The sequence below is a fragment of the Polynucleobacter sp. TSB-Sco08W16 genome, from assembly GCF_018687455.1.
Lineage (GTDB): Bacteria > Pseudomonadota > Gammaproteobacteria > Burkholderiales > Burkholderiaceae > Polynucleobacter.
On the sequence record NZ_CP061291.1, the window covers coordinates 1,262,129 to 1,288,408 of the forward strand.

A 26,280-nucleotide genomic window follows, 5' to 3' on the forward strand; every position below is an offset into this window, starting at 1 on the left:
TTTAGAGTGCATGAGCACATGCAAAGCCGCTTGCCCAAGCCCATTGGAAGTTATGGCCACCTAAATGGCCGGTGACATCAACGCACTCTCCAATGAAATAGAGGCCCTGATGCTTGCGCGACATCATCGTCTGACCATCCATCTCTTTTGTATCCACGCCGCCTAACATTACCTCAGCCTTTTTCCAGCCTAGTGTTCCGGCGGGCTTCACAGACCAATTGGTAATCAACTCTTTGAGGGCTTGACGATCCTTTTTTGAAACTTCTGCCCACTTGCGTCCCATCAGGTTTTGTTGCTCGGCAAAGGCTTTTGCCAAGCGTTGTGGCAGTACAGAAGATAGAATGGTTTCAGTAAGCTTTAGGCGATTTTCTTCGTTATTGAAAAGTTCATCACAATTAAAGCCGCCAGGTCGCTCAATAGCACCAAGCCAATCAATATGAATAGGCTCTCCCTCGACCCAATAGCTGCTAGCCTGAAGTACACCGGGTCCCGATAAGCCCTTGTGAGTGAGCAATAAATCCTCAATGAAGCGACATGCGCCGTAGCGATGGCCCTTAGAGCCCGAAGCAATTCTGACGGGAACACTTAAACCCGCTAAGTCATTGAGATTGCCAAAGGTCTCAGCAGTAAATGAAAGCGGCACTAAAGCAGGTCTGGGTTCAATCACTTGGAGGCCAAACTGTTTAGCAATATCCAGTGAATATGCGCTTGCGCCAATCGCTGGCACGGGCAAGCCACCGGTAGCCATCACTACTGATTTAGTCTTCTCAATACCATCGCTGGCATGGATTATCCAGTGCGCACTCTCCTGAGCAATCGACTCTACTGCAACCGGATGACGAACAGTAACCTTACCTTTTGCGCATTCTGCAAATAACATCTCAATAATCTGTTTTGCAGAGTCATCACAGAACAATTGCCCTTGATGTTTCTCATGATAGTTAATGCCATAAGCTGTTACCAGCTTGATAAATTCTGCTGAGGGGTATCTCGCAAGAGCACTTTTTACGAAATGGGGATTGAGAGACAGAAAGTTTGCTGGGCTGCTATGTAAATTGGTAAAGTTACACCGCCCGCCACCACTAATCCGAATTTTTTCACCCAACACTGGCGCATGGTCGAGCACTAAGATCTTTTTCCCCAGCTGGCCAGCGACTCCAGCACAAAATAAACCTGCAGCTCCACCGCCAATTACGATGGCATCCCATATCTTTGTCATACCTAGCTGTGCATCACTCAAAGCGATCAATCATCTCGGAAGAGATATTGAGTTTTTTCATGTGCAGCTTGGTATATGCCTGACGGAAGCTCTTTGTCATTGAAATCATGACAGATGCTGTCCAAGCAAATGAGAACATCCCAGAAAAAGCAATAATGACTGCCAACATTTTCCAGCCATCTGGCAGTATGTCTTCCATAAAGCCCATCGCGGTATATGTACTACCACTAAAGAGAATGCTTTGGCCTAAAGCAGGCAGTAATTTAAAGGCATAGAGAGAAAATCCCCAGATGAGAATTTCAGCAATATGCGTTAGAAATAAACAGAACACACTTACGTAGAAGCACAGTGCAACGGCGGAATATTTTTTCTCAGCTAAATATAAATAGGTTTTGACTTCGTAGCGCTTAGCAATTTGCAGCAAAAGTACACCATGAAAGACCATCACTACCAATAGCATGACTCCACCCAAAAGGTAGCCAGGCAGATCTAAAGCAGTAGCGAAATTGGTTTGGGTTGGATTCATATATAAAAGGAAAAGTCTTATTGCTATTTTACTTTGATAGCTGGTCTAGCCCAGTTGATACCAATCCTGAATCACCTGCCAAGCCTCTTGTGCTGTCTCTGCAAAATGAATCGTTTGCATATCCTCTTGATCAATGACACCAAATTCAACCATTTGCTTAAAGTTCACCATTTCATTCCAGAAGTCCCTGCCAACCAAAATGACTGGGATACGAACTACCTTCTTAGTCTGCATCAAGGTTAAAACCTCAAACAACTCATCAAATGATCCAAATCCCCCTGGGTAGGCAACGATTGCTCTGGCACGCAACATAAAATGCATCTTGCGCAGGGCAAAGTAATGAAAGCGAAAACTTAAGCCAGGACTTATATAAGGGTTTGGATGCTGCTCTCGCGGCAAGCTGATATTAAATCCAATAGTTTGATCGCCCGCCTCAAAAGCGCCCCGATTAGCGGCCTCCATAATTCCAGGGCCACCACCAGTACAAATATGGAGCTTATTCGAATTCTTTTCCTGCGTTGCGTTGTATTGGGCTACCAAGGAGCCAAACTCCCTTGCGGACTCATAAAACTTACTATGCAATATTGCCTTAGTTGCCGCCTGCCGCTCCTCTGGAGTCTTCGCATTTTTTTCTAAGTCATGAGCACGCTCAGAACTTAGAAAACGTGTAGAACCAAAAACAGTAATTGTGTGTTCAATGCCATGCTCTTTCAGGAGGATCTCGGGCTTAAGCAACTCCAACTCAAACCGAATTCCAATGGTTTCCCTGCGAGATAGAAAGGCCTCATCATCAAAGGCAAACTTATAAGAGTCTTGAGAATCCTCCTCAGAGACTTGACTGTGATGAAGATTTAGAAACTCAGTAATAGTCTGAGCATTATTAGTGGGAAGCTTTGGACTCATATTGCAACCTTAAAACATCTGTGTCATACCATCTTACCCTTTATGCCTAAAAAGTCAGTATTTATACCTAGTACTAGGGCTATGGAGGATTTACCGAACACATAAGTAGAGTTAAGATTAGCGGAATTTCAACTAAACCGAAGGAAAAACACATGAGTAATCGTTCAATCATCATTATGGTGCTGGTATTAATTGGCGCCACTGCCTACTTACTCCTCAAGGGCGACGGCAACGTTGATATGAGCGGTGAAAAACATGGTGCTGAGGCTACTCATGTTGAAGAAGCGAAGAAGGATGCTCCTGCTGCTGCTCCAGTTGCGCCAGCAGCAGCCCCTGCAGCTGATGCTAAGAAGTAATTTTTCAATAGCAAATTAAACCGCGGTCCGCCGCGGTTTTTTTATACTCTCTCCATGAAGAACATTCTCTTCTACCCCTCCTTGTATCTTGCAGCACTCTGCACTTTCTGCATTTCTCAATCTTGCCTTAGTCAGACCACACGCACTATGAAAACTATTGACCCAGCCATGATCGCTTCATTTGCTCCAACAGGCACACTGCGTGTTGGTATTAATTTGGGTAACCCTATTTTGGCGAACGAAGATCCAGCTACTCAGCAACCACAAGGTGTCACCATTGATATCGCCCACGAAATCGGGAGGCGCACTGGATTGCCTATCGAGCTCATTCCATTTAAGACGGCAGGTAATACCGTTGATGCAGTCAAGAATGGGGATGTTGATTTAGTCTTTGTGGCGATCGATCCAGTCAGAGGTGCAGATATTAGCTACACCCCACCCTATATTCAGATTGAAGGGGCTTATATGGTGAAATCTAACTCCCCTATCAAGATGAATGAAGAGGTTGATGTAGCTGGCAATGAGATTGTTGTTGGCAAAGGTAGCGCCTACGACCTCTACCTCACGCGCGAGATTAAAAGCGCGACCATCTTAAGGGCTGCTAGCTCACAAGCAGTTGTTGATGATTTCATGTCTGGGAAAGGCAATGTAGCTGCTGGAGTAAAACAGCAATTAGAGAGTGATGCTAAGCGGTACCAAGGCTTGCGAATGCTGCCAGGTCGCTTTATGGTAATCAATCAAGCTATTGGAATTCCTAAAGCAAGACCTCAATACCAAAAGACCACGGTTTACCTAACTGAAGTTATCACCCAATTAAAGCAATCGGGTTTTATTGCGCAAGCCATGCAACGCCACCACATTGAAGGTGCGAAAGTTGCTGACTGACAATTATCTTATTTGTTAGCAGCTATAAATATGCAGGCGCTCGGGTATGATCACATTTTTCCAGCCAAGATCTTCCCGAATGCGCTCCGCAAATACGGAGGCTGCCTCTGGTTCACCATGAACCACAAATACTGTCTTAGGTGGCGATTCAAAGCCCCGCAACCAATCTAGTAGTCCAGCCTGATCCGCATGAGCAGATAAACCACCAATAGTATGAATTGAGGCCTTCACCGGCACATCCTCTCCAAACAAACGTACGGATTTAGCTCGATCTACTAGCCGTCTACCCAGACTTCCATAGGCCTGGAATCCAGTAATCACGATGGCATTTTGTTCTCTAGGTAAATTATTGGCCAAGTGATGCACTATTCGACCAGCATCACACATTCCACTTGCCGAAATGATGATGGCTCCCCCTTTGATCCTATTTAAAGATTTTGATTCTTCCACGTCTGCAATAAATCGCAAATCAACGGCATTTGGATTATTTTTATACCAACTAAAAGTGGCTTGAGATTGCTCGTCTAGTTGTGAAAAGAATTTTTCTGTTAAATGGGTTGCCGCCGTTGCCATGGGTGAATCTACCCAGATAGCCAGATGTGGTAACAACCCCCTTCTGACCAGATCAATCAGCAAAAATAGAATCTCTTGAGTGCGCCCCACTGCAAATGCCGGAATAATGACATTACCTTGGCTTGCCATGGTGGTGTTTATCACTTCTATTAACTCTGCCTCGGTCTCACTGAGAGTGCGGTGCAAGCGATCACCATAGGTGGATTCGACCACGACTAAGTCGGCATCGGTAATTAAATCTGGGTTAGGCATCAGCACTTTGCCTTTCATGCCAATATCCCCCGAAAAGACGCAGCGTTTTTTTGGGGTGCCATCTTCCTGTATATCCATCACTGCGATAGCTGAACCTAAAATATGTCCAGCATTACGAAATTCCAATTGAATACCCGGGGCAAGCTCCAGTACTTTTCCGTAATCCAAGGGCTCAAATTGCGCAAGAGTCATTTCCACCTCTACTCTTGAATACAGTGCGACCGGCATATCACCATGCCACTTTCCCTGTTTAGCTTTTCGTTCTGCGCGCTCAAGATCTGCAAATTGGAGATGCGCACTATCTGGCAACAGAATCTTTAATAACTCATAGGTAGCAGTAGTGCAATAAATGGGGCCCTTAAAGCCTTGCGCGCATAAGCGCGGTAACAAGCCACTATGGTCAATATGCGCATGTGTGAGCACCACAAAATCAAGATCATTTGGATTAATCGGTAAGGGCTCTAGATTTTTATTGCTTGCCTCACGACCACCTTGAAACATTCCATAATCCACCATGAAATGCCGGGGTCTGCCGGCCAGCATCACCTCAATGGAATGCCGTGAACCGGTTACCTCGCCTGCAGCACCAAGAAACTGAATCTTCATTCCTTCAGCATACACTCTCTTACAATGAGTTCAATCCCTATCGAATCAGAGCGATACTATTGAGATGACATCCGCGTCCACTAAGCCCGCCACACTTCAATCCCTTGAGTTAGCCAAACGGCTAAGACGCGAACCTGCTGAGCACAAAGGTGATGCAGGTAAATCTATTCTGATTGGTGGTGCACCGGGGATGGCTGGCGCCCTTCTGCTTGCAGGTAGTGCTTGTTTACATCTGGGTGCGGGATGGACTATTTTAGAGATGCTGGATCCTGCATCAGCACAAGCAGATCCCAATCAACCAGAGCTTATGATTCGCCTGGCTACAGAGGAAGTGAGCGACTATTTAAATCAAAATGAACCCGATATCCTTGCGATTGGTCCTGGACTTGGTAAGTCTGCCTTGGCAATGAAATGGCTTCGAGCTTGTCTGAACTATCCAAAAGTTCCAGTCATCATTGATGCTGACGCCCTGAATCTGATCGCTGACAACGCAGAATTATTGAGCGCCCTTCAATTACGTAACCAGCAATATCCAGATCAAACTGTGATTACCCCCCACCCCGGAGAGGCAGCAAGATTGTTGCGATCTTCTACCGCCGACGTGCAAGACAATCGCTTAGGATCACTTCAACAATTAATTGAACTTACACACTCAATCGTTGTCCTTAAGGGTCAATACACCTTAATAGGCTCTCCACTTCATTCCACTGTCCAATGCACAGCAGGCAATCCCGGTATGGGAACGGGCGGTATGGGTGATATCTTAACCGGCAGCATTGCTGCGATTGCAGCACAAGGCGTTCGTCATCATCTTGATCTTTGGGAATCGAGTTGCATCGCAGTTCAACTGCACGCCTCTGCGGCTGATAGCCTAGTTCAACAAGGGACTGGACCAATTGGACTAACCCCTTCTGAAACGATCCTTGAGATGAGAAGTCTGCTCAATAAACTGTTATAAATCTGTATGGAATCCCAGAGCACAGCACATCATCACCGACGTTACCTCTATGGTATTTTGATGGCCGGTATTGGCTCAATGCTGTTCTCTGGCAAAGCGGTTTTAGTGAAGCTGGCATTTGGATATGGCGCGAATGCAGAAACTCTACTAGCCTTGCGGATGCTAATAGCACTCCCTTTGTTTTGGTCCGTATATTGGTGGGAATCACGCAGAAAGCCGATGAGCCCGATCACTTGGCTTGATCGCGGAAAATTATTCTTTCTGGGTTTCTTGGGATATTTCTTATCTAGCTATATTGATTTTCTAGGGCTGCAATATATTTCTGTCGGACTAGAGCGCATTGTTCTCTACCTCACCCCTACGATTGTTTTATTAATTTCTTATTTTGCGTTATCAAAATCGATTTCGCGAATGCAATGGTATGCCCTTGTCGTGGGGTATCTCGGGGTGTTCGTTGTATTTATTCAAGATGCAAGCTCCACTGGTATTCATGCATGGCTTGGCATGGTATTGGTATTTGGTAGCGCCTGTAGTTATGCCTTATATATGATTGGCTCCGGTGAGATGGTCAAACGTATTGGTAGCGTACGTTTAGTGGTTTATGCCAGCTCAGCATCTGCAGTACTGAGTATTTTGCAATCTTCTTTTTACAATCCGAGCGCTATATTCGAACAGGTCACACAAGTCTATTGGCTCAGCCTTCTAAATGCGAGCTTATGTACTGTTATTCCAATGCTGCTCATCATGATTGCCATCAATCGCATAGGCTCGCCGCTTGTTGCGCAAGCGGGAATCCTAGGGCCCGTTTCCACCATTTTTCTAGGCTACTTTATTTTGTCTGAACCCATTACCTGGACCCAGATTGGCGGCATGACACTGGTCATTGCTGCAATGTGGCTATTGGTACGTAACGACAGTCCAAGAAAAAAGTCATCAGACTCTAAAAAATCTGATGACTTTGATAATGCTGAGCCCCTGAATTAAGCGGCTCCAATACTGGTTTTGAAATTACTGAGCAGCTGCGTCTGCAGCGGCTTTAGCTTTTTTCTTTGCTTTCTTCTTGGCTTTTTTCTCAGCTTTCTTTTCTTTCTTAGCCTGCTTCTTAGCTTTCTTCTCGGCAGCTTTATCGGCTGGCGTTGCTGCAGGAGCGGGAGCCGCAGTTGGGGTTGCCATTGGAGCGGCTGCAGGCGCAGGAGCTGGATCAGCAGCCATGACTGACATTGGCGCTAAGCCAATAGCAGCAGAAACAAGAGAGGCCAAGCTAAAGCGAACGATACGAGAAATCATGCAATTCTCCAAGAGGGTTTGTAGATGATTTAATAATAACCAAAAAACTGTCATAAATGCTTCATTTTTTGATATTAGCCATCCAGACCGACAACACCCCAAAAGAAAAGGCCATCATCAGATGGCCTTTTTCTAAGGGAGGCAAGTATTACGCAGGCTGAGCTTCTGCCTCAGTAATCTTTTCTAATGCGGCAGATAAGTGGCCAAGAGTACGGTCTACATGAGCCAGCTTCTCCAATCCAAACAAGCCAATGCGGAATGTACGGAAATCAGGTCTCTCATCACACTGCAAAGGTACACCTGCAGCTGTTTGCAAACCCAATGCAATGAACTTCTTGCCGGATTGAATATCTGGATCCTTGGTGTAGCTTACTACTACGCCAGGAGCCTGATAGCCTTTTGCGGAAACAGAATGGTAGCCCTGTGAAACCAATAGATCGCGTACCTTAGTGCCCAGCTCAACTTGTTTGGCCTTCAAGGCTGCAAAACCAAGTGATTGAGTTTCTTTCATCACGTTACGCAAAATCTTTAATGCATCAGTAGGCATAGTCGTGTGATACACATGACCACCTTTTTCATAAGCCTCCATGATTTGCAACCACTTCTTCAAATCCATAGAGAAGCTGCTACTTTGAGTGGCATCAATACGCTCACGAGCTCTATCTCCAAGAGCAATCAAAGCACAACAAGGGGAACTACTCCAGCCTTTTTGTGGGGCCGTGATCAACACATCCACATTACACGCCTTCATATCAACCCACATAGCGCCAGAGGCAATGCAATCCAATACAAACAAACCGTTCACTGAGCGAACTGCTTCTCCAACAGCCTTGAGGTAATCGTCAGGCAAGATGATGCCGGCAGAAGTTTCTACGTGAGGAGCAAATACCACCGCTGGCTTTTCTTTCTTGATGAAAGCCACTACCTCTTCAATTGGCGCAGGAGCAAATACACCTTGAGCGGAATTTTCTAGTTGACGACCTTTGATGACCGTCACATCACTAGTGATATTTGCCAGATCAAAAATTTGAGTCCAGCGATAGCTAAACCAGCCATTACGCAACACCAAACATTTTTCATTGTTCGCAAATTGACGGGCAACAGCTTCCATACCGAAAGTACCGCTACCAGGAACGATGACAGCAGAGCTTGCGTTATAGGCGTCTTTAAGAACGCTAGAAATGTCGACCATCACGCGCTTGAACTCTTCAGACATGTGGTTCAAGGAGCGGTCGGTATAAACAACCGAGAACTCTAATAATCCATCTGGATCAACATTGGGAAGTAAGCCTGGCATAGTAATTTCCTAGGGATTTCAGTGATTAGCCCTAAATGATACTGATTTAAGGGTTTATTGCACTGCAACCTTATTTTCTTTGATCAATTTGGCCCATTTTGACTGATCTAGGCGTAAAAAAGCCGCAAATTCCTCGGCACTACCGCTAGCAGGGTCACTTCCCCGCTCCAACATAGCCTTACGAATTTTGTCCTGACCCAAGACGAACATCACCGTTTGATTGATTTTTTGCAGTACAGGTTTAGGAGTATTCGCTGGGGCAAATAAACCAAACCAGCCTACTGCGCTGTAACCCGGCAAACCCGCCTCTGCAACAGTCGGAATATTTGGCAGCGCTTCTGAGCGCTTCGCACCGGTTTGAGCCAAGGCCAATAATTTTCCAGATTCAATTTGCGGCATCACGGTTTGCGCAGGAGCAAACATCAAATCAATATGACCCGCCAGTAAATCAGTTAAGGCCTGACCAGTTCCTTTATAGGGAACATGAAGCAATGTCACGCCAGCCATCGAAGAGAATAATTCTCCAGCCAAATGAGATGCCGAACCAGGACCAGATGAGCCATATCGGACGCTTCCTGGGTTTGCTTTGGCATAGGCAATCAATGCTTTGATTGAGTTGATATTCAAACTAGGGTTAACAGTGACCACATAAGGAGAGGCAGACACTAAGGCAACCGGAGAAAACTGCGCAATATTTTTTTCCGTGACTGCAGCAGTCGAACCCATTAATAAGGTATATCCATCCGCAGGCGATTGAGCCACTTGCTCTGCGCCGATGAGGCCACTTGCACCCGGACGATTTTCGACAATGATGGATTGCTTCCAGACCTCGCTCATTGTTGGAACTATCAAGCGAATGAGGGTATCTGCCCCACCCCCCGGTGGAAAGGGCACAATTACTTTAATCGACTTACTAGGATAGCTATCAGCCGCCCCCGCCAGAGACGGGACCAAAGCTAGACAGGAAAATAAAGCGACGACCCAACATAAAGTCCGCTTCATCATATTTACTCGACGATGGTAGTGCGCAAAGTTGAAATACCATCGATTGCGCATTCAACCACATCACCGGGCTTGAGGTACAGATCCTCTGCATTCTCTTTACCCACCGCTACACCACCAGGAGCACCGGTTGAAAACATATCTCCCGCTTCAATAGGAATAAAGCGAGAGAAATGCTCCAAGATATCGGAGATCTTCCAGATTTGATCTACCGTATTAACACGCATGCGCTCTTGACCATTTACAGAGCACGTCATCCACAGATCATAGACATCCGGAATCTCATCGATCGTGACAATCTCAGGCCCTAAGGGACCAAAGCCTGGAATATTCTTGCCAGTCCAAAAACGAGAGCCCGAGGCAACCTCGCGTAATTGCAGATCACGACAAGTTAAATCGTTCAAGATGGTAACGCCAGCAACATAATCCATCGCCTCCGCCTTTTTTGCACCCAAGGCTCTTTTACCAATCACAAATACCAACTCAGGCTCGTAATCGAGACGAGTAATTCCTTGTGGGCGCACCACCTTTGCTTCATGGCCAGACAAGCAGGAGTTAAGCTTGATAAATGAAGTGGGCTCTTGCGGAATCTCTTTAATCAAGTTGGTACGCTTGAGCTCTTCCAAATGGGTGCGGTAGTTTTTACCAACACAGAGAAATTTCTCAGCATCGGTAATCGGCGGCAAATAGGTAATCGTTTTTGGACTGATGAATAGTGCTGAGTAGTCAACAGAAGCAGCAACCCAAGACTTTGCTTGCTCCATAACTTTGCTGCCAGCCCGTAAGAAGGATTTCATATCACCTGGGAAATCTTGAATACCTAGCTTGCTTGCTACATCAGCGAAAGGCAAAATTTGATCGCCCGCAGGATTAGGTAAGCGTGCACCGATTTCAGCATGAGTAGAGCCGGCACGAGTAAAGGTAATGAGTCTCATATTGTTTTCTTTTTTCTACTGTTTTTGAATTACGAACCAATCAATTAATCGGCACCAAATTGCAAATGGTTCTTCTGGCGCTTTTCAATCGAATTCTTTAATAAGGCTGCTACTCGATAAAAACCATGGGCAAATTTGCCGTAAGGCATAGTTAAGAAGAAACCCATGACAAAGCCTAAGTGAACAGCAAGTAAAGCCACCATCGCCGACGTATCTCGATAAGCCAGCAAAAGCAAGCCTGAGATGCTGATCATGAATAAAAGCACTATGAAAGCTCTATCCATTGATTTTTGGCTTGCGTCTCCATGCTCAGAATTTCTGTGTAGATTGAGGTACAACAAACCTGCAGGCCCAATCAATAATCCAATGCCGCCCAGCGTACCCAGGATGACTGGCAAACTATTGAGTGCATATGGTGCATGCAAGCCCAGGAAGTAGTGATAGATTGTTGCCACACTAGTAGCTGCGAAGCACAACATAAAGCCATAAAAAGTGAAATGGTGAAAACGCTTTCTCCAAAGAGAAAAAGCATCGTCTTCGTTATTGCAACCATCGCCATGGCCACCCCCAAGATACTTTAAGGTCAGCGCATCGTGCGTTGCCTCTGCTGCAGCGCTAGCAGAAATCACTCCAGCAGAAATTCCTCTCCAAAAATGGATAAGACCAATCGCAATGGCAAGGATTGAAAAACCAAAGACTGCACCAAACATCAGAGCAAGCGTGTTGTGTGAGAAGACCGCATAAAAATTACCATCCAGCGGTCCAGAAGAAAGTGAGCCATTAAGCAATGCACTTAATAAGAGGAAGAACGCAATCGATAACGATACGGCCACCGACACTACCACTCCATTACTCTTATAAAGAGCGCCAAATGACTTCGGCCAGGCATACGTCATATAAGTATCTTTGCGAACCTGAGCCATCACACGCGGAATATTGACTCCGAATTCGTGCGGAGGAGCATATTGGCAAGCGTGAAGGCAGGCACCACAGTTATGACAGAGGTTAGCTAGGTAATTTACAACGCTTGGAGTAAATTCAATGCGACGAGTCATCGCCGGAAACACGGCGCAAAATCCTTCGCAATACCGGCATGCATTGCAAATCTGCAACATGCGATCTGCCTCAGACTCTGGCGTGCCTATTGCTAACTCATTTGCTTCTTTAACCAGAGCGTTAAGCTGTTGCATGCTCAGCTCCTTGAGATTGATTCAATATTTGTGCGGCTTTAGCAGCCTGCGTTCCTGCAATTCTGCCAAAGGCTGTGCCAATTGCCATACCAATGCCAGCGGCATATCCTTTGCCCAATACATTACCTGCCATCATCTCTCCAGCAACGAATAAGTTAGCACTTGATACGCCGTTAAAATGTACCGCTGCAGTTTCATCGGTCTTCAAACCTAAGTAGGTAAATGTCACGCCAGGACGAACCGTATAACCATAAAAAGGTCCGGTATCAATCGGCAAGGCCCAATGGGTTTTAGCTGGCTCCAAACCTTCAGTATGGCAATCGTCCAAGATCGTGTGATCAAACGTCCCAACCCGACAGGCGGCGTTATAGGTCTTCACTGTTTCTTGTAAAGCTTTAGGATCTATACCCAGCTTAATGGCTAGCTCAGCTAATGTATCTGCCTTTTCACCAGGAAATACGGGTGGCATAAAACGGCCCAGTACTTTTGAATCAATAATGGAATAGCCAATCTGGCCTGGCTGCTGAGCAACCAACCTTCCCCAAAAAGCATAACGCTTAGGCCAAAAGTCTTCGCCTTCATCCGAAAAACGCTGTGCATTTTTATTAACCACGATTCCAAAAGAGACAGCATCAATGCGAGTACAAATACCACCGTCATACAAAGGTGCGCGTGCATCGACAGCAACCATATGAGCCTGCGTTGGATCGCTCACTGAGTCAGCTCCAAGCGAGATGAGTTGCTTAAGCAAAACACCCTTGTTATATCTCGTGCCTCGGATTAAGAAATTATCCGCAGGGGATTCGCCATATTGATTCGTGCCCCATGCCTCTTTGAGCCATTCACGATTGGACTCAAAGCCACCCGCTGCCAATACACACGTCTTTGCTTCAATCCGCTCATCACCAATATAGGCAGCGATAAATTTTCCATCCTGGATCTCTACAGAAGAAACAGGAGACTCATAACGAATACCCACGCCCAACTTTTCTGCGCTGCGATAGTAGGCATTCACCAATGCTTTACCACCACCCATGAAAAAAGCGTTAGTACGTGAGAGATTTAAAGTGCCTGATAAAGGCGCCTGAAAGCGAACACCATGATGGCGCATCCAATCTCGACATTGTGAAGATGCGCGGATAACCAATCTTGCCAAAAACTCATCAGTGATTCCGCTGGTGACCTTCAATACATCTTGCCAATACTCTTCTTCTGAGTATGCCTCGAGCATGACATCTTGAGGCTCATCATGCATCGCACGAATGTTTCGAGTATGAGATGAATTACCACCACGCCACTCTTTTGGAGCAGCCTCCAATAGCAGAACGCTAGCGCCAGCCTCCTTAGCCATTAAGGCAGCACATAAGGCGGCATTACCGCCGCCAATCACTAAGACATCCACCATGACTATGACTTCGCGTGAAAAGAAAACACTTTACTGTTTTTTCGGCTTTTTTACCTAGACGCAGGTCAAGAGCGGGCAGATCGACTTTGGCTGGATGAAACCCAGATTCCAGCAACAATCAAGGCAAACGCCACCCCATGGAATAACTGCGGGGGTTCGCCCAACATAGCTGCAGACAAGATGGCGGTAAACAAAGGAATAAAGTTTGCAAAAAAGGCGGCTACGGTAGGGCCGGCACCGCTCACTCCCATTCCCCAGCAACGATAAGCAATCAAAGAAGGACCTACCGCCACAAACAGAATAAGTGAGCCAGTCCACAGGTTGAGATCCAAATATGCATGCCCACTGGCAATCTCAAAGCCATCAAAAAATCCGGTCCACAAAAGACCTACCAAGACCTGGGCCATCAAAAAATCTGCCCATGGCCATTGACGTTCAGTGCTTGAGCCCGGGCGACTTAACATCCAGCTATAAATAGCCCATAGAACAGTGGCCAACATGATCAGTAAATCACCTATCACCATCTTCATCGAGAGTAAGGTAGCTAACTCGCCTCTCGTGAGAACAATCGCTACCCCTAGCAAGGAAACAATCGCACCAATCAACTGCAAGAGATTTGGTTTGGTTTGGTAGAACACAGCGCCAATAAAGAGCATCCAAATGGGCATACTTGCGCCAATTAAAGTCACGTTGATTGCTGTTGAAGTTTGCAATGCAAGATAGAGTAGAACGTTGTAGCTTCCAACCCCAAAAAGTCCCAGTAGTAAAAATCGCTTCTTGTTCTGCCACAAGGCACTATTAGGCTTAAAAACTCGCCAACCCAAAGGGAGTAAAAGTAGTGCAGCCAAACCCCAGCGAACTGCACTTAGGGTAATTGGGGAAACGCTTCCCACCAATAAGCGCCCAGCAATCGCATTTCCGGCCCATAAAGCAGTCGCAATCAATAAATAGGCTACGGTAGCAAGGTTTAATTTAGGCATTTAGTCAGGGAATGGATGGGCGGCCATTTGAGGGCCTCTACATTAGGGATACCCTAGCATTGTAGAAACAAATCCTCGGTGTTGCTAAGATAGAGCTTAATTAGAGAACTGCCGATCTAAAAGAGCAATAGAACAAGGACTAACTGTGCCCATCATCACCAATATCGAAGACTTACGAGTTTTACACCAAAAGCGCACCCCCAAGATGTTTTACGACTACGCGGATTCAGGCTCATGGACTGAGTCGACTTATCGCGCTAATGAATCCGATTTTCAGAAGATTAAATTACGTCAACGCGTAGCGGTTGATATGACCAATCGCACTACCAAAACTACGATGGTCGGTCAAGAGGTGGCAATGCCGGTTGCACTTGCCCCAACTGGTCTTACTGGTATGCAACACGCTGATGGTGAAATCTTGGCAGCTAAAGCGGCTGAAAAATTTGGTGTTCCCTTCTGCTTATCTACGATGAGTATCTGCTCTATCGAAGATGTTGCTGAACGCACCACCAAACCATTTTGGTTTCAGCTCTACGTTATGAAAGACCGCGGCTTTATTGAGCGACTCATTGAGCGCGCTAAAGCTGCTAAATGCTCTGCATTAGTTCTCACTCTAGATTTACAAATATTGGGGCAGCGTCATAAAGATTTGAAAAACGGTTTATCTGCACCGCCTAAATTGACTATCGCCAATATGATCAATATGGCAACCAAGCCGCGTTGGTGCCTTGGTATGGCAATGACTCCACGTAGAACCTTCCGCAATATCGTTGGGCATGCTACTGGTGTTGGCAATATGTCTTCCCTGTCCTCCTGGACGGCAGAGCAGTTTGACCCAGGCCTCAACTGGGGTGATGTGGAGTGGATTAAAAAACTGTGGGGTGGCAAGCTCATTATTAAAGGCATTCTGGATGAAGGTGATGCACGCCTAGCAGCGAATTCTGGAGCAGATGCGTTGATCGTCTCCAACCATGGCGGTCGTCAATTGGATGGTGCAATTTCAAGCATCAAGGCGTTACCAGGAATCGTAGATGCTGTCGGCAAAGATATTGAAGTATGGATGGATGGCGGCATTCGATCAGGTCAGGATGTATTAAAAGCCTGGGCCTTGGGTGCTCGTGGCACCATGATTGGTCGCCCCTTCCTGTATGGCTTGGGTGCCATGGGTGAAGCTGGCGTTACCAAGTGTTTAGAGCTTATTCATAATGAAATGGATATCACCATGGCATTTACAGGTCATCGCGATATTCAAAATGTAACCAAAGATATTCTTTATCCAGGAACCTTCTAAATTTCTTATCTTCTTAACCACCCAGCCCTTGTCTTTGGAATTTCATTCCTAGTCTTTGCTTTATCAGTATGGTTTGGTAACGCAGTACTAAGCCGCTACCGCACCAAAGATACTGAGACCTCAGAAGATCTTGGTGTCATCCAAACTGCAACGTTAACATTGCTAGCCCTGATTATTGGCTTTACCTTTTCCATGGCTATTGATCGCCATGACAATCGAGAAACCCTTGAAGAGGGCGAGGCTAATGCGATTAGCACTGAGTATCTTCGAGCTGATCTTCTACCAAGCAAAGCCTCTGCAAGAACCAAGGATCTTCTCAACCAGTACCTTGACCAGCGCATCCTTTTCTATTCAAGACAAAGCAAAGAGAAGATTGAAGAAATTCATCAAAAAACCGATGAACTACAAAACGCAATGTGGAACGAAATACTCCCATTCGCTAGATCTCAACCAGGGGCAACTACCGCTTTAATAGTCTCAGGAATGAATGATGTTTTGAATTCCCAAGGCTATGTGCAAGCGGCGTGGTGGAATCGCATCCCCTATCCCGCTTGGGCTTTGATGGCGGCGATTGCGGTATGCGCCAACCTATTGGTCGGCTTTGGTGCACGCAACTTTAAGCGGAATATTGGCTTGTTCATGATCTTCCCCTTTGTGGTCGCAGTCTCCTTTTTTCTGATTGCAGATATCGACAGCCCCAGAGGCGGGGTGATTCGCATTGAAGCGCGCAATCTCACGACGCTCAAACAAAATTTAACTCCTAAGATGAATCTCAACAATACATCCTCGACAAACCATTAAGTTTTACCAAATAGGCGGTAATCATGAAACGTGTTGTAGATGTGTTTAAGAACCGCGGACGTGAATTGGTTTGGACTTATGTCATTCACCTACAGAATGATGATGAATTTCATCCTGGGCAGCTTGATTTTGAAGTGGAGGCCCTCAGGCTTTCACAGCTTGATAAAAGAGGTCTTATCAGCGAACTCAGCGCAAAAGTTCGACTGACTAATTAAGACTCTGAATTAGCCCTATAGGGAGCATTGCCACTCAGATCTTTATCATGTGAATTGATCTTTATAAATTCACTGTATGTTGCGCAATCACTACCACCCTCTTTCTATCGTATTCCACTGGTTCATTTTTATTCTAGTTGTGCTCGCCCTTGGAGTCATAGAACTTAAAGGTCAGTTTCCTAAAGGTAGCGAACCCCGCGAGCTATGTAAAACTATCCACGGCCTTTTTGGGCAGCTCATTTTCTTCGCGATGGCTTTACGCCTACTTGCTCGCTGGATCTATGGAGTTCCAGAGCCCTTGAACCTTAATCGCGCTCTCAATATTTTCGCTAAAACAATGCACTGGGCACTGTACGTCCTGCTGCTAGCGTTGCCCATTATGGGATTTGTCTTTCTTCAGGCAGGTGGCAAAGAAGTTCATTTTTTCGGCTGGGTCTGGCCAGAGCTAATCACTCCGAATCTGGCTATTAAGAAGATCTTTAAGGAAGCGCACGAATGGCTTGGTAACGCCTTGTACTTCCTCATTGGCATTCATGCAGCCTCTGCCCTGTGGCATCACTACATTCTAAAAGATGCTACCCTGCGTCGCATGTTGAATAAAATCAAGACTTCAAACTAAATAGAGGAAATATCACCATGAAGCCGCTTTCTAAAAAAGCCAAGCTAGTAGTCAGTTGGACAGCTCTCATGACCGTTGTTGGTACTGCAGTTTTGCATCAATGGCAATTTTTTGCTCTGGGATGTCTCTCCATTGTTTTAATATTAATTGGCAATCACTACAACTTGCTAAACGATCCTACAGATAAAAAATAAGACCCCACTGCCGAAGCGGTGAGGTCTTTACTATTTATTAACTGCGGTTCTTTTAGAGAGTTGGGTAATCGGTGTACCCAAGCTCTTGACCACCATAAAAAGTAGTGCGGTTATATGGGTTAAGGGATGCGTTCTTTTGGAAGCGTTCAGCCAGATCTGGATTGGAGATATACAGACGACCATACGCTACCGCATCCGCTAGACCCTCTTCCAAAACCTTCTCACCCATCGTCTGGTCGTAACCACCTGCGGTAATAAATTGACCTTGGTAAGCCTTGCGGAACATTTCAGATGTAATCGGAGCATCTTCATACACTTGATCGCCCCCACCAGCGCTGGTGGAACGTGGCTCGATCATATGAACATAGGCCAACTTGTAGGTATTTAACTTATGGATTGCTGCAGTAAATAGGGCAACTGGGTCGCTATCTGCCATATCATTAAATGTCCCATAAGGTGAAAGACGTACGCCGACCCGATCACTTGGAAATACTTTACTTACCGACTCAATCACTTCGCCCAATAAGCGCAATCGATTTTCAATCGAACCACCATACTGATCAGTACGCTGGTTAGTTTTGTCTTGCAGGAACTGATCTAATAAGTAGCCGTTTGCAGAATGAATTTCAATACCATCAAAACCTGCAGCTTTTGCATTCATTGCCGCCATCTCAAACTCTTTGAGTAGACGCGCAATATCATCCAGGCTCATTGCTTTGGGTGTCTCATAGTCATGCAGCTTCCAGTCAGCACCATAGGTTTGACCAGAAGCAGCGATCGCAGAAGGGGCCTCAGGCAAACCTTGCTCTGGATGCAAGGAGGAATGGGAGATGCGACCCACATGCCATAACTGAGCAACGATAGCCCCGCCCTTGGCATGCACGGCATCAACGATTTCTTTCCAGGCAGCAGTTTGCGCAGCTGAATAAATACCAGGGGTGGCTGGATAACCCATACCCAGAGGTGAAATTTGAGTCGCCTCTGTAATGATCAGTCCAGCACTCGCGCGTTGTGCGTAATACGTCTTAGCTAATGGATTAGGTACATCGCCAGCAATGGCGCGCATTCTAGTAAGCGGCGCCATGACTAGGCGATTCTTTAGCTGAATTGAACCCAGTTGAACTGGACTGAACATGATTTCTTTACCGGACATTAAATACTTTCTTTGTGAATGGTGAAACAACTGGAGTGACTCTAACAAGTTTTGCCGTGTTTTGCTTGAAGCCTCAAGGGGGCAATCCGATTAACTGTAATCTCTATTGAGGCTAACTCCGAATCGCTCGCGAATGCATTCGGACAAGGCCGCAAATTCTGCGAGATGTGCAGTAGAGGATCTTGCTACCAAGGCAATCACTCTTTTGGGCGCTGGAGATGCCATTGCCTTAGCAACCAACTCAGAATGATTTAGAAGACTACTTTTCACGGCCATCTCAGGCAACAATGCAATGCCAAAACCGGATTCGACCATCTGCAGCAGGGTCAGCAAGCTCGTAGCCTCCATCCCCTCATCTTTGCGGATATCTGCTTTTTTGCATGCTTGCAAACTATGTTCGCGCAAGCAATGCCCCTCCTCCAGTAATAAAAGTCGCTCAGCCATTTTGGCAGGCAAAATCACTTCCTTACCCTTAAGTGCTGGATCACCCGCTCGAGCAACCAACCAAAACTCATCGTTGAATAATTCTTCAACAAGAAGGCCACTCACATCATATGGCAAAGCAATCAAGGCGAAATCCAATTTATGCTCTGCAATTCTTGATAATAGGTTTGCCGTTAAGTCTTCTCTCAGAGTAATTTTGAGATCGGGGAATCGCTTACGAACCTCGGGTAATACAGTCGGCAATAAAAATGGTGCAATCGTAGGAATAACTCCCAAACGAATTGTGGCTGTCATCGGCTTACCAGATGCCCCAGCATACTCAACCAAATCTTCGGATGCAGTCAAAATTGTTTTAGCGCGCTCAAGCACCTCTAGACCTGCAGGAGTAATCGAAACATTTTGTCGATCACGCTCCACTAGTTGGATGCCTAAGCCATCTTCTAATTCTTTTAAGCCGGCGCTGAGGGTAGATTGGCCAACAAAACAAGATTGGGCTGCACGGGTAAAGTTCAACTCCTTTGCCAGGGCTACCAAGTAACTGAGCTGCTTTAATGACGGTAAATAGGCCATAATGCCTCCTTATCGAATAATTGGATAAATAGTAGCATAATTATTCATTGGACTGATTATGAAATGAGGGCCACAATCCATTACATGGTTGAGCAAGCATTCAAGCAGGATCTGCAAGCCCAACAAACTTTTAAACATGAGTAAAGGAATCGAAAAATGGCACGTCCAGAAATCAAAACCATCCAAAACTTGGAATCCGCATTTGCAGGCGAATCCATGGCCCACATTAAATACCGCTATTTTGCAAAGTTAGCCCGCGCTGCTGGAGATGAAGAAACCGCAAAGATCTTTGAAGCGATCGCAGATCAGGAAGTGATGCACGCATTTGGTCACTTGGATTTACTTTACCCTGCCAACACCATTTCGCCAGCACGCGCCTTAGAAATTGCGATTGAAGGTGAAACCTATGAATACACTGAAATGTATCCATCGTTCCGAAAAGCTGCTGTGGAAGAAGGTAATGCTGCTGCCATTCAAGAAATCGACGAGCAAATTGCCGAGTCTAAAGAGCATGCCGAGCAGTTTCAGGCCATGTTGACTAAGGCGGCCAAGCGTTTTGCAGCCTTGGCCAATGTGGAAGAGCGTCACGCTAATCACTATAAGCAAGCCTTAGAGAAGGCAAAAGTGTTTGCAGATCAATAAGCCTTTGCAAGAAATAAAACCGAACTGAATTTAAACTTACATTAATCACTAAAGGAATTAACATGAAATCTTGGCAATGTATCGTGTGTGGCTTCATTTATGACGAAGCAAAAGGCTTACCTGAAGACGGTATTGCCCCTGGTACTCTTTGGGCTGATATCCCGGAAGACTGGGAATGTCCAGATTGTGGCGTAGCGAAATCTGACTTTGAAATGGTTCAGATCGGTTAAGCCAGTCGATACCAATTAACGTATTTAATGCATTACTAGGGAGCCCAGCTTTGGATCAAAACTTATCTCAATCTTCATCCGCTATTGTCATCATAGGTAGTGGATTAGCTGGGTACACCGTCATACGTGAAATTCGTAAACTGGATAAAGAAATTCCGATCACTTTAGTGACGAGAGAGCCTGGATACTTTTATTCCAAGCCGATGCTCTCCACTGCACTAGCCGGAAAGAAAGATGCAGCTCAATTGGTTTCCACGCCGGCAGATGGAATGGCTACTCAATTAGAAATTAATATCCTGGCTGAAACCGATGTCAGCTCTATCGAGCATGCTTCTAAGGAGATCAACACCAATAAAGGCGCAATTGCTTACGGCAAATTAGTTCTAGCATTAGGTGCGGATCAAATTCGCCTTCCCTTGCAAGGTAATGCGGTTAATGAAGTCTTGACCGTCAATGATCTTGAGGATTATGCAAAGTTTCGGACAGCTATTGCTGGCAAAAAGAAGGTGGCAATTCTTGGTGCGGGCTTGATTGGCTGCGAGTTTGCCAATGACCTCGTTCTGGGCGGCTTTGAGGTTGATGTAATTGACTTGGCGCCACAAGCTCTAGGCCGCTTAATCCCTGAGGCTGCTGCAAATGACTTGCAGGAAAAACTCAGTGCTGCGGGAGTGCGTTGGCACTTCAACACTACAGTACAGACCATTGATCGCAAGCAGAATGAGCTCGATATTACGTTAGCGAATGGTGCAAGCATTAGCAGCGATGTTGTTCTCTCTGCAGTAGGATTAAAACCGAGACTTGACCTTGCTAAAGCAGCAGGCATTGCCACTGGTGTTGGGATTCAAGTGAACCGTGAATTAGAAACAAGCGTACCTGATGTATTTGCACTCGGTGATTGCGCTGAAGTAGAGGGACTTGTTCTTCCCTACGTCATGCCCATCATGCAAGCAGCTAGAGCATTGGCAGTGACGCTCACCGGAAAACCCACTGCCTTAACTTATCCTGCGATGCCTGTAATGGTGAAAACACCTGTATTAGCAACCGTAGTTTCTCCGCCCGCTAAGGGTGCTGTTGGTCAATGGAAATCAACGCCAGTTGATGGTGGGCTAGAGGCACGTTTTGAATCCAATGATGGCAAGCTGTTGGGCTTTGTTTTAATGGGTACAGCAACAGCACAACGGAGCGCCCTGACAAAAGAGTTGCCGCCCGTCCTAGCTTAAAACCCCCTTAATATGTTCCCGGAAAACAAAAAGGCCCGCAAGTGCGGGCCTTTTCTTTAATGCCTGAGGTGTGATTAAGAAACGATCACGAACCAAGTAGTGTTGTGTGATTGAGCAACCATCAAGAACAACATTGGTATAGAAAGCAATGTGTTCAAACGGGATGTCAACATTGCAACGCGAGCAGATTTAGCTTTTACATCAGCTTCAACAGTCACGATACCAAGGGCACGTTTCTGGTTAGGCCAAATAATGAACCAAACGTTGAAAGCCATTACCAAAGCAATCCACATGCCTAGACCGATTGCACGGAATGGTGCTTGCAAGGTAAATGCTTGATGCGCATAGCCATTCAATGTCGCGACGATCAAACCTGTCAATACTGTGAACAATGCTGCATAACGGAACCAGAACAATGCTGCTGGAGCAATCACTTTACCGATAGCTGGTTTTTGTTCGTCAGGGATTTTTGGCATGGAAGGAATTTGCACAAAGTTGAAGTACCAAAGCAAACCAATCCACATCACACCAAACATCACGTGCAACCAACGGAATACGAATGGCAATTCAGCAGAGCTAAAGTTACCGCCCAAAGCGAGAATAATTAAAACGAGAAGCACAAAACCTGCAAAAACTGTGCGTCCCAATGAGGTCAAAATTGAAGCCATGTGAGGATCTCCTATATAAGAATGCGTTGTAACTATAAACGATTCCGCTAATTTTGTACGACTGGGCGAAATTCTATAATTCTTACTTAAAATAGTGACTTAGCCTGCTTTAGAGGGCAAAATTAGAAAAAACAATAAGCTAAAAGAGACAGTCTATGCCTACCTCGCTTTTCCTCAAGTCGCTCAATTGCGCCCTTATAGCAATCTTGGGATGCTCCTTTAGCGCCCAAGCTCAAGAATTCCCACCCAAGAAGACCATCACGATGGTGGTTGGTTTCTCAGCAGGAGGCTCAGCAGATAGTGCAGCGCGCATCATCGCCAAAAAGCTGAGTGAAGATTTAGGGCAAAACGTCATCGTTGATAACAAGCCTGGTGCCGGCGGCAATATTGCTCATGCCTACACCGCTACCGCACCTGCGGATGGATCCGTCATTCTGTTTGGCTCAATTGGTCCATTATCAATTGCCCCACATCTGATGAAGCTCCCTTACGATCCTCAGAAAGATTTAGCACCACTAACGATGGGAGTCACTTTCCCAAATGTCTTAGTGGTGATTCCAGAGTTAGGGGTCAAGAATTTCAAAGAATATATTGCTCTTGCTAAAAAGAACCCAGGCAAGATTACCTTTGCATCAACAGGTAGCGGCTCAGCATCCCATTTACAAGGCGAACTATTGAATGTACGTGCTGATATTGATACCGTACATGTCCCCTACAAAGGTGGCAGCCCCGCTATGGTGGACCTCCTAGGCGGCAGAGTTTCATCCTATTATTCCGCTCTAGCGACTGCCGATCCCTACATTAAAAACGGCAAACTCATCCCTATTGCAACAACAGGCTTAAAGCGCGCGCCCACATTGCCGAATGTCCCAACGATTGCAGAGTCTGGCTATCCTGGGTTTGATGCCAGCAATTGGTATGCATTTGTGGCGCCTGGGAAGACACCGGACATCATTTTGGAAAAGTGGAACAAAGCCTTGGTAGCAGTCTTGAAAGACAAAACTACAAATGCACAGTTAGCAGAACATGGCCTCACACCAAACCCTGGAAGTCGTGAAGATTTGGCAAAGTACATCGCCAGTCAATCGACTACTTGGGGAAAAATTATTGCAGATAGAAAAATAACTGCTGAATAAATGATTCAGCAGTTATTGTTTTTCCTGAATTACCATCCAAGTAATTACTTTTACTACTGAGCAGTCCAGCCACCATCCATATTCCAGGCGACACCACGAACCTCTGAGGCATCAGGGCCGCAAAGAAATACCGCTAACGCAGCCAATTGCTCAGGGGAGACAAACTCGCCTGAAGGTTGCTTCTCTGAAACCAAGGCACTCTTGGCGACCTCGTTAGAAACGCCATCACGCTCAGCGCGGGCATCCACCTGCTTTTGCACTAAGGGAGTTAGAACCCATCCAGGACAAATGGCGTTACAAGTAATTCCGGTACGTGCATTTTCAAGAGCGGTTACTTTAGTCAAGCCAACGATGCCATGCTTGGCAGCAACATAAGCTGCTTTTTGTGTAGAAGCCACTAAACCATGAACGGAAGCAATATTAATAATGCGACCCCAGTTACGTTTTTTCATCCCTGGGAGCGCATGATGCGTTGTATGGAATGCAGAACTTAAATTAATAGCAATGATGGCATCCCACTTATCAGTTGGGAAGTCTTCAATATTTGCTGTGTACTGAATGCCAGCGTTATTAATCAAGATATCCAATGAACCAAAACGTTTTTCGGTTTGCTCAATCAGATCTTTGATCTCAGCAGGTTTACTCATATCAGCGCCGTGGTAATCCACTTCCACACCACAAGCCTTAATCTTTGCCATTGCTTCATCTTTTTCACCAAAGCCATTAACCATGATGTTGGCGCCCTGCTTTGCCAAAGCAATTGCCATACCTAGACCAATACCGCTAGTGGATCCTGTAACTAGGGCTGTTTTACCTTTTAAAGAAGACATATCAGTGCTCTCAAGAATGAAGAAATAAAAATATAGGATACAACGAGTGGTTCTAAATCAGATGCAACCAATGGCCTAATTGGTGCCAAAAACTATCTGGCACCAGAGTCAATAACCAGGTTAGCGTGAGGTAACGGAAAAGCTTGCCAAAAAACATATAAATCAGACATGGTTGCCATGCGAGTCTCAACCATCCCGCCGCAAGACATAAGGGATCACCAAAACCTGGTAGCCATGAGAGCAGCAAAATCTTGGGGCCCCAGGCCTCCAGCCAATCCTTGAGACGAGAATCTTTTGGCTCGCCAACGGATTTCATACTTCTTCGGGCAATGAGGCCAAGCCACCAATCGAGCATGCCTCCAAGGGTGTTCCCAACAGTAGCCACCACAATTGCAACCCAATAGAGCTGCGGATTTAGCGAGATATACCCAAAAAGTATGGGCTCTGAACCAACCGGAAGGAGTGTTGCCGAAACAAAGGAGCTGATAAATACTGCTGGCAAACCCACTGAGGGCATACCAAACCATCCAAAAAAATGCTGTAAGGCTTGATCCATTAAATACTCACCCTTTTATCCATGACTTTCTGAGGGTTCTCTGAACCCTACTGAAGCTATTTTGCCCTGTTTTACCCAATCTCCAGGATTTTCAAATCTTGCTTAAACTAGTGCCTTAAGCGCAAAAATCAGCGTAAATCCTACTAAACGAGACATTCATGAATCACCCCATACCTAAGCCGGATCAATACCAAGATATGCGCGAAGCATTGCGTGACCTTTGCAATAGCTTTGATTCAGCTTATTGGCAAAAGATTGATCATGAGCGTAGCTATCCTGATGCCTTCGTAAAGGCGATGACTGAGGCAGGTTGGCTGGCTGCACTCATTCCTGAGGAGTATGGTGGCTCTGGATTGGGATTGGCAGAAGCCTCAGTAATCATGGAAGAAATTAATTTTTCTGGGGGCAACTCTGGTTCATGCCATGGACAGATGTACAACATGGGTACATTGCTTCGCCATGGCTCTGAAGCTCAAAAGAAAATGTATCTTCCAAAGATTGCTTCAGGTGAACTTCGCTTACAAAGCATGGCAGTCACTGAGCCAACTACAGGCACAGATACAACCAAACTCAAAACTACTGCCGTCAAAAAAGGTGGCAAGTATGTAGTGAATGGTCAAAAGGTTTGGATCTCTCGTATTCAGCATTCAGATTTGATGATTCTCTTAGCGCGTACAACCCCCATTAATGAAGTTCAACGCAAATCAGAAGGCATGTCGATCTTTATCGTTAATCTTGCCGATGCGATTGGCAACGGTATGGAAGTGAGACCTATTGCCAATATGGTGAATCATGAAACGAATGAAGTTTTCTTCGACAACCTAGAAATCCCAGCGGAAAATTTAATCGGCACGGAAGGTCAGGGTTTTAAATACATCCTAGATGGCCTCAACGCGGAGCGCGTCCTCATTGCCGCTGAATGTATTGGCGATGCTTACTGGTTTATTGATCGCGCTAGACGTTATGCCAATGATCGCGTAGTTTTTGATCGCCCGATTGGTAAAAATCAAGGTATTCAGTTCCCGATTGCAGATAGTTATATTGAAACTGAAGCGGCCAATCTCATGCGCTTTAAGGCTTGTGAATTATTTGATCAACAACTGCCCTGTGGCCCAGAAGCTAATATGGCCAAGTTCTTAGCTGCAAAAGCATCATGGGAGGCTGCTAATGTTTGCCTACAGACCCATGGTGGATTTGGTTTTGCCAATGAATATGATGTTGAGCGAAAGTTTAGAGAGACGCGTCTTTATCAAGTAGCTCCCATCTCTACCAACCTCATCTACTCCTACGTGGCTGAGCATATTCTTGGTCTACCAAGATCCTTCTAATTTTCCTGA

30 protein-coding genes are annotated in these 26,280 nt (G+C 45.8%); 14 read left to right on the forward strand and 16 right to left on the reverse strand.

Annotated features, from left to right (window positions below; genetic code table 11):
• Position 1 precedes the first annotated feature (1 nt).
• The 3 genes from FD961_RS06260 to FD961_RS06270 are packed head-to-tail and all read right to left on the reverse strand — an operon-like array spanning position 2 to position 2,648.
• Complete coding sequence (locus FD961_RS06260; protein ID WP_215393116.1) at positions 2-1,219, reverse strand: aminoacetone oxidase family FAD-binding enzyme; 1,218 nt, start codon at positions 1,217-1,219, stop codon at positions 2-4.
• 13 nt (positions 1,220-1,232) lie between these two features.
• A complete protein-coding gene (locus FD961_RS06265) occupies positions 1,233-1,745 on the reverse strand; it encodes a hypothetical protein (RefSeq protein ID WP_215393117.1) in 513 nt (170 codons plus the stop codon).
• Between the two features lie 45 nt (positions 1,746-1,790).
• A complete protein-coding gene (locus tag FD961_RS06270; protein ID WP_215393118.1) occupies positions 1,791-2,648 on the reverse strand; it encodes an LOG family protein in 858 nt (285 codons plus the stop codon).
• Positions 2,649-2,800: 152 nt separating this feature from the next.
• On the opposite strand from FD961_RS06270, the gene FD961_RS06275 reads away from it, so the two are divergent.
• Complete coding sequence (locus FD961_RS06275) at positions 2,801-3,004, forward strand: hypothetical protein (protein ID WP_215393119.1); 204 nt, start codon at positions 2,801-2,803, stop codon at positions 3,002-3,004.
• A 54-nt stretch (positions 3,005-3,058) separates the two neighbouring features.
• The gene (locus FD961_RS06280) at positions 3,059-3,889 is read left to right on the forward strand and encodes an ABC transporter substrate-binding protein (RefSeq protein ID WP_371817145.1); all 831 of its coding nucleotides are present in this window, start codon (positions 3,059-3,061) and stop codon (positions 3,887-3,889) included.
• 15 nt (positions 3,890-3,904) lie between these two features.
• Here FD961_RS06280 and FD961_RS06285 read toward each other — a convergent pair whose 3' ends face one another.
• On the reverse strand, positions 3,905-5,320 hold the full coding sequence (locus FD961_RS06285; RefSeq protein WP_215393120.1) for an MBL fold metallo-hydrolase RNA specificity domain-containing protein: 1,416 nt from the start codon (positions 5,318-5,320) through the stop codon (positions 3,905-3,907).
• A gap of 64 nt (positions 5,321-5,384) precedes the next feature.
• Between FD961_RS06285 and FD961_RS06290 the strand changes: the two genes are divergently transcribed.
• Both FD961_RS06290 and FD961_RS06295 read left to right on the forward strand, forming a co-directional pair.
• Positions 5,385-6,278: an NAD(P)H-hydrate dehydratase gene (locus tag FD961_RS06290; RefSeq protein ID WP_215393121.1), complete on the forward strand. Its 894-nt coding sequence runs from the start codon at positions 5,385-5,387 to the stop codon at positions 6,276-6,278.
• 6 nt (positions 6,279-6,284) lie between these two features.
• Complete coding sequence (locus FD961_RS06295; protein WP_215393122.1) at positions 6,285-7,262, forward strand: DMT family transporter; 978 nt, start codon at positions 6,285-6,287, stop codon at positions 7,260-7,262.
• Positions 7,263-7,286: 24 nt separating this feature from the next.
• Here FD961_RS06295 and FD961_RS06300 read toward each other — a convergent pair whose 3' ends face one another.
• From FD961_RS06300 to FD961_RS06330, 7 genes are all read right to left on the reverse strand, one after another.
• A complete protein-coding gene (locus FD961_RS06300; RefSeq protein ID WP_215393123.1) occupies positions 7,287-7,565 on the reverse strand; it encodes a protein tyrosine phosphatase in 279 nt (92 codons plus the stop codon).
• Positions 7,566-7,713: 148 nt separating this feature from the next.
• Entirely contained in the window at positions 7,714-8,862 is a 1,149-nt protein-coding gene (locus tag FD961_RS06305; RefSeq protein ID WP_071465420.1) for an aminotransferase class V-fold PLP-dependent enzyme, read from the reverse strand.
• A 54-nt stretch (positions 8,863-8,916) separates the two neighbouring features.
• Positions 8,917-9,918: a Bug family tripartite tricarboxylate transporter substrate binding protein gene (locus FD961_RS06310; protein WP_371817146.1), complete on the reverse strand. Its 1,002-nt coding sequence runs from the start codon at positions 9,916-9,918 to the stop codon at positions 8,917-8,919.
• Positions 9,870-10,799: a fumarylacetoacetate hydrolase family protein gene (locus tag FD961_RS06315; RefSeq protein WP_215393125.1), complete on the reverse strand. Its 930-nt coding sequence runs from the start codon at positions 10,797-10,799 to the stop codon at positions 9,870-9,872. The genes FD961_RS06310 and FD961_RS06315 overlap by 49 nt, the downstream gene beginning before the upstream one ends.
• Positions 10,800-10,843: 44 nt before the next feature.
• Complete coding sequence (gene tcuB / locus FD961_RS06320; protein ID WP_215393126.1) at positions 10,844-11,989, reverse strand: tricarballylate utilization 4Fe-4S protein TcuB; 1,146 nt, start codon at positions 11,987-11,989, stop codon at positions 10,844-10,846.
• The gene (tcuA, locus tag FD961_RS06325) at positions 11,976-13,394 is read right to left on the reverse strand and encodes an FAD-dependent tricarballylate dehydrogenase TcuA (RefSeq protein WP_215393127.1); all 1,419 of its coding nucleotides are present in this window, start codon (positions 13,392-13,394) and stop codon (positions 11,976-11,978) included. Before tcuA ends, tcuB begins: the two co-directional genes overlap by 14 nt.
• A gap of 65 nt (positions 13,395-13,459) precedes the next feature.
• Positions 13,460-14,374, reverse strand: a complete 915-nt coding sequence (locus FD961_RS06330) for a DMT family transporter (protein WP_215393128.1) — start codon at positions 14,372-14,374, stop codon at positions 13,460-13,462.
• Between the two features lie 145 nt (positions 14,375-14,519).
• Between FD961_RS06330 and FD961_RS06335 the strand changes: the two genes are divergently transcribed.
• From FD961_RS06335 to FD961_RS06355, 5 genes are all read left to right on the forward strand, one after another.
• Positions 14,520-15,665, forward strand: coding sequence for an alpha-hydroxy acid oxidase (locus FD961_RS06335; RefSeq protein WP_215393129.1), 1,146 nt, complete (start codon positions 14,520-14,522; stop codon positions 15,663-15,665).
• Positions 15,666-15,857: 192 nt separating this feature from the next.
• Positions 15,858-16,466, forward strand: coding sequence for a hypothetical protein (locus tag FD961_RS06340; RefSeq protein WP_251371240.1), 609 nt, complete (start codon positions 15,858-15,860; stop codon positions 16,464-16,466).
• A 23-nt stretch (positions 16,467-16,489) separates the two neighbouring features.
• On the forward strand, positions 16,490-16,681 hold the full coding sequence (locus FD961_RS06345; RefSeq protein ID WP_071465413.1) for a hypothetical protein: 192 nt from the start codon (positions 16,490-16,492) through the stop codon (positions 16,679-16,681).
• A gap of 76 nt (positions 16,682-16,757) precedes the next feature.
• Entirely contained in the window at positions 16,758-17,300 is a 543-nt protein-coding gene (locus tag FD961_RS06350; protein WP_215393130.1) for a cytochrome b, read from the forward strand.
• Positions 17,301-17,317: 17 nt separating this feature from the next.
• A complete protein-coding gene (locus FD961_RS06355; protein ID WP_201721708.1) occupies positions 17,318-17,494 on the forward strand; it encodes a hypothetical protein in 177 nt (58 codons plus the stop codon).
• Between the two features lie 52 nt (positions 17,495-17,546).
• On the opposite strand, the gene FD961_RS06360 is transcribed toward FD961_RS06355, so the two are convergent.
• Together FD961_RS06360 and FD961_RS06365 are read right to left on the reverse strand one after the other, a co-directional pair.
• Complete coding sequence (locus FD961_RS06360) at positions 17,547-18,647, reverse strand: alkene reductase (protein WP_215393131.1); 1,101 nt, start codon at positions 18,645-18,647, stop codon at positions 17,547-17,549.
• A gap of 90 nt (positions 18,648-18,737) precedes the next feature.
• Entirely contained in the window at positions 18,738-19,661 is a 924-nt protein-coding gene (locus FD961_RS06365; protein ID WP_215393132.1) for a hydrogen peroxide-inducible genes activator, read from the reverse strand.
• A gap of 156 nt (positions 19,662-19,817) precedes the next feature.
• Between FD961_RS06365 and FD961_RS06370 the strand changes: the two genes are divergently transcribed.
• From FD961_RS06370 to FD961_RS06380, 3 genes are all read left to right on the forward strand, one after another.
• The gene (locus FD961_RS06370; protein ID WP_215393133.1) at positions 19,818-20,303 is read left to right on the forward strand and encodes a rubrerythrin family protein; all 486 of its coding nucleotides are present in this window, start codon (positions 19,818-19,820) and stop codon (positions 20,301-20,303) included.
• 62 nt (positions 20,304-20,365) lie between these two features.
• Complete coding sequence (locus FD961_RS06375; RefSeq protein WP_071465408.1) at positions 20,366-20,533, forward strand: rubredoxin; 168 nt, start codon at positions 20,366-20,368, stop codon at positions 20,531-20,533.
• A gap of 50 nt (positions 20,534-20,583) precedes the next feature.
• Positions 20,584-21,753: an NAD(P)/FAD-dependent oxidoreductase gene (locus FD961_RS06380; protein ID WP_215393134.1), complete on the forward strand. Its 1,170-nt coding sequence runs from the start codon at positions 20,584-20,586 to the stop codon at positions 21,751-21,753.
• 74 nt (positions 21,754-21,827) lie between these two features.
• Here FD961_RS06380 and FD961_RS06385 read toward each other — a convergent pair whose 3' ends face one another.
• Positions 21,828-22,421: a urate hydroxylase PuuD gene (locus tag FD961_RS06385; RefSeq protein WP_068948206.1), complete on the reverse strand. Its 594-nt coding sequence runs from the start codon at positions 22,419-22,421 to the stop codon at positions 21,828-21,830.
• Positions 22,422-22,576: 155 nt separating this feature from the next.
• Here FD961_RS06385 and FD961_RS06390 point away from each other — a divergent pair, with 155 nt between their 5' ends.
• Positions 22,577-23,557 (forward strand): tripartite tricarboxylate transporter substrate binding protein, encoded by a 981-nt coding sequence (locus FD961_RS06390; RefSeq protein ID WP_215393135.1) that lies wholly within the window; start codon positions 22,577-22,579, stop codon positions 23,555-23,557.
• Positions 23,558-23,610: 53 nt separating this feature from the next.
• Here the strand turns inward: FD961_RS06390 and FD961_RS06395 are convergent, their stop codons facing one another.
• Positions 23,611-24,387: a 3-hydroxybutyrate dehydrogenase gene (locus FD961_RS06395; protein WP_215393136.1), complete on the reverse strand. Its 777-nt coding sequence runs from the start codon at positions 24,385-24,387 to the stop codon at positions 23,611-23,613.
• 52 nt (positions 24,388-24,439) lie between these two features.
• Entirely contained in the window at positions 24,440-24,943 is a 504-nt protein-coding gene (locus FD961_RS06400; protein WP_215393137.1) for a YqaA family protein, read from the reverse strand.
• A gap of 158 nt (positions 24,944-25,101) precedes the next feature.
• Here FD961_RS06400 and FD961_RS06405 point away from each other — a divergent pair, with 158 nt between their 5' ends.
• Complete coding sequence (locus FD961_RS06405) at positions 25,102-26,271, forward strand: acyl-CoA dehydrogenase family protein (protein WP_215393138.1); 1,170 nt, start codon at positions 25,102-25,104, stop codon at positions 26,269-26,271.
• The last annotated feature ends 9 nt before the right edge of the window (positions 26,272-26,280 follow it).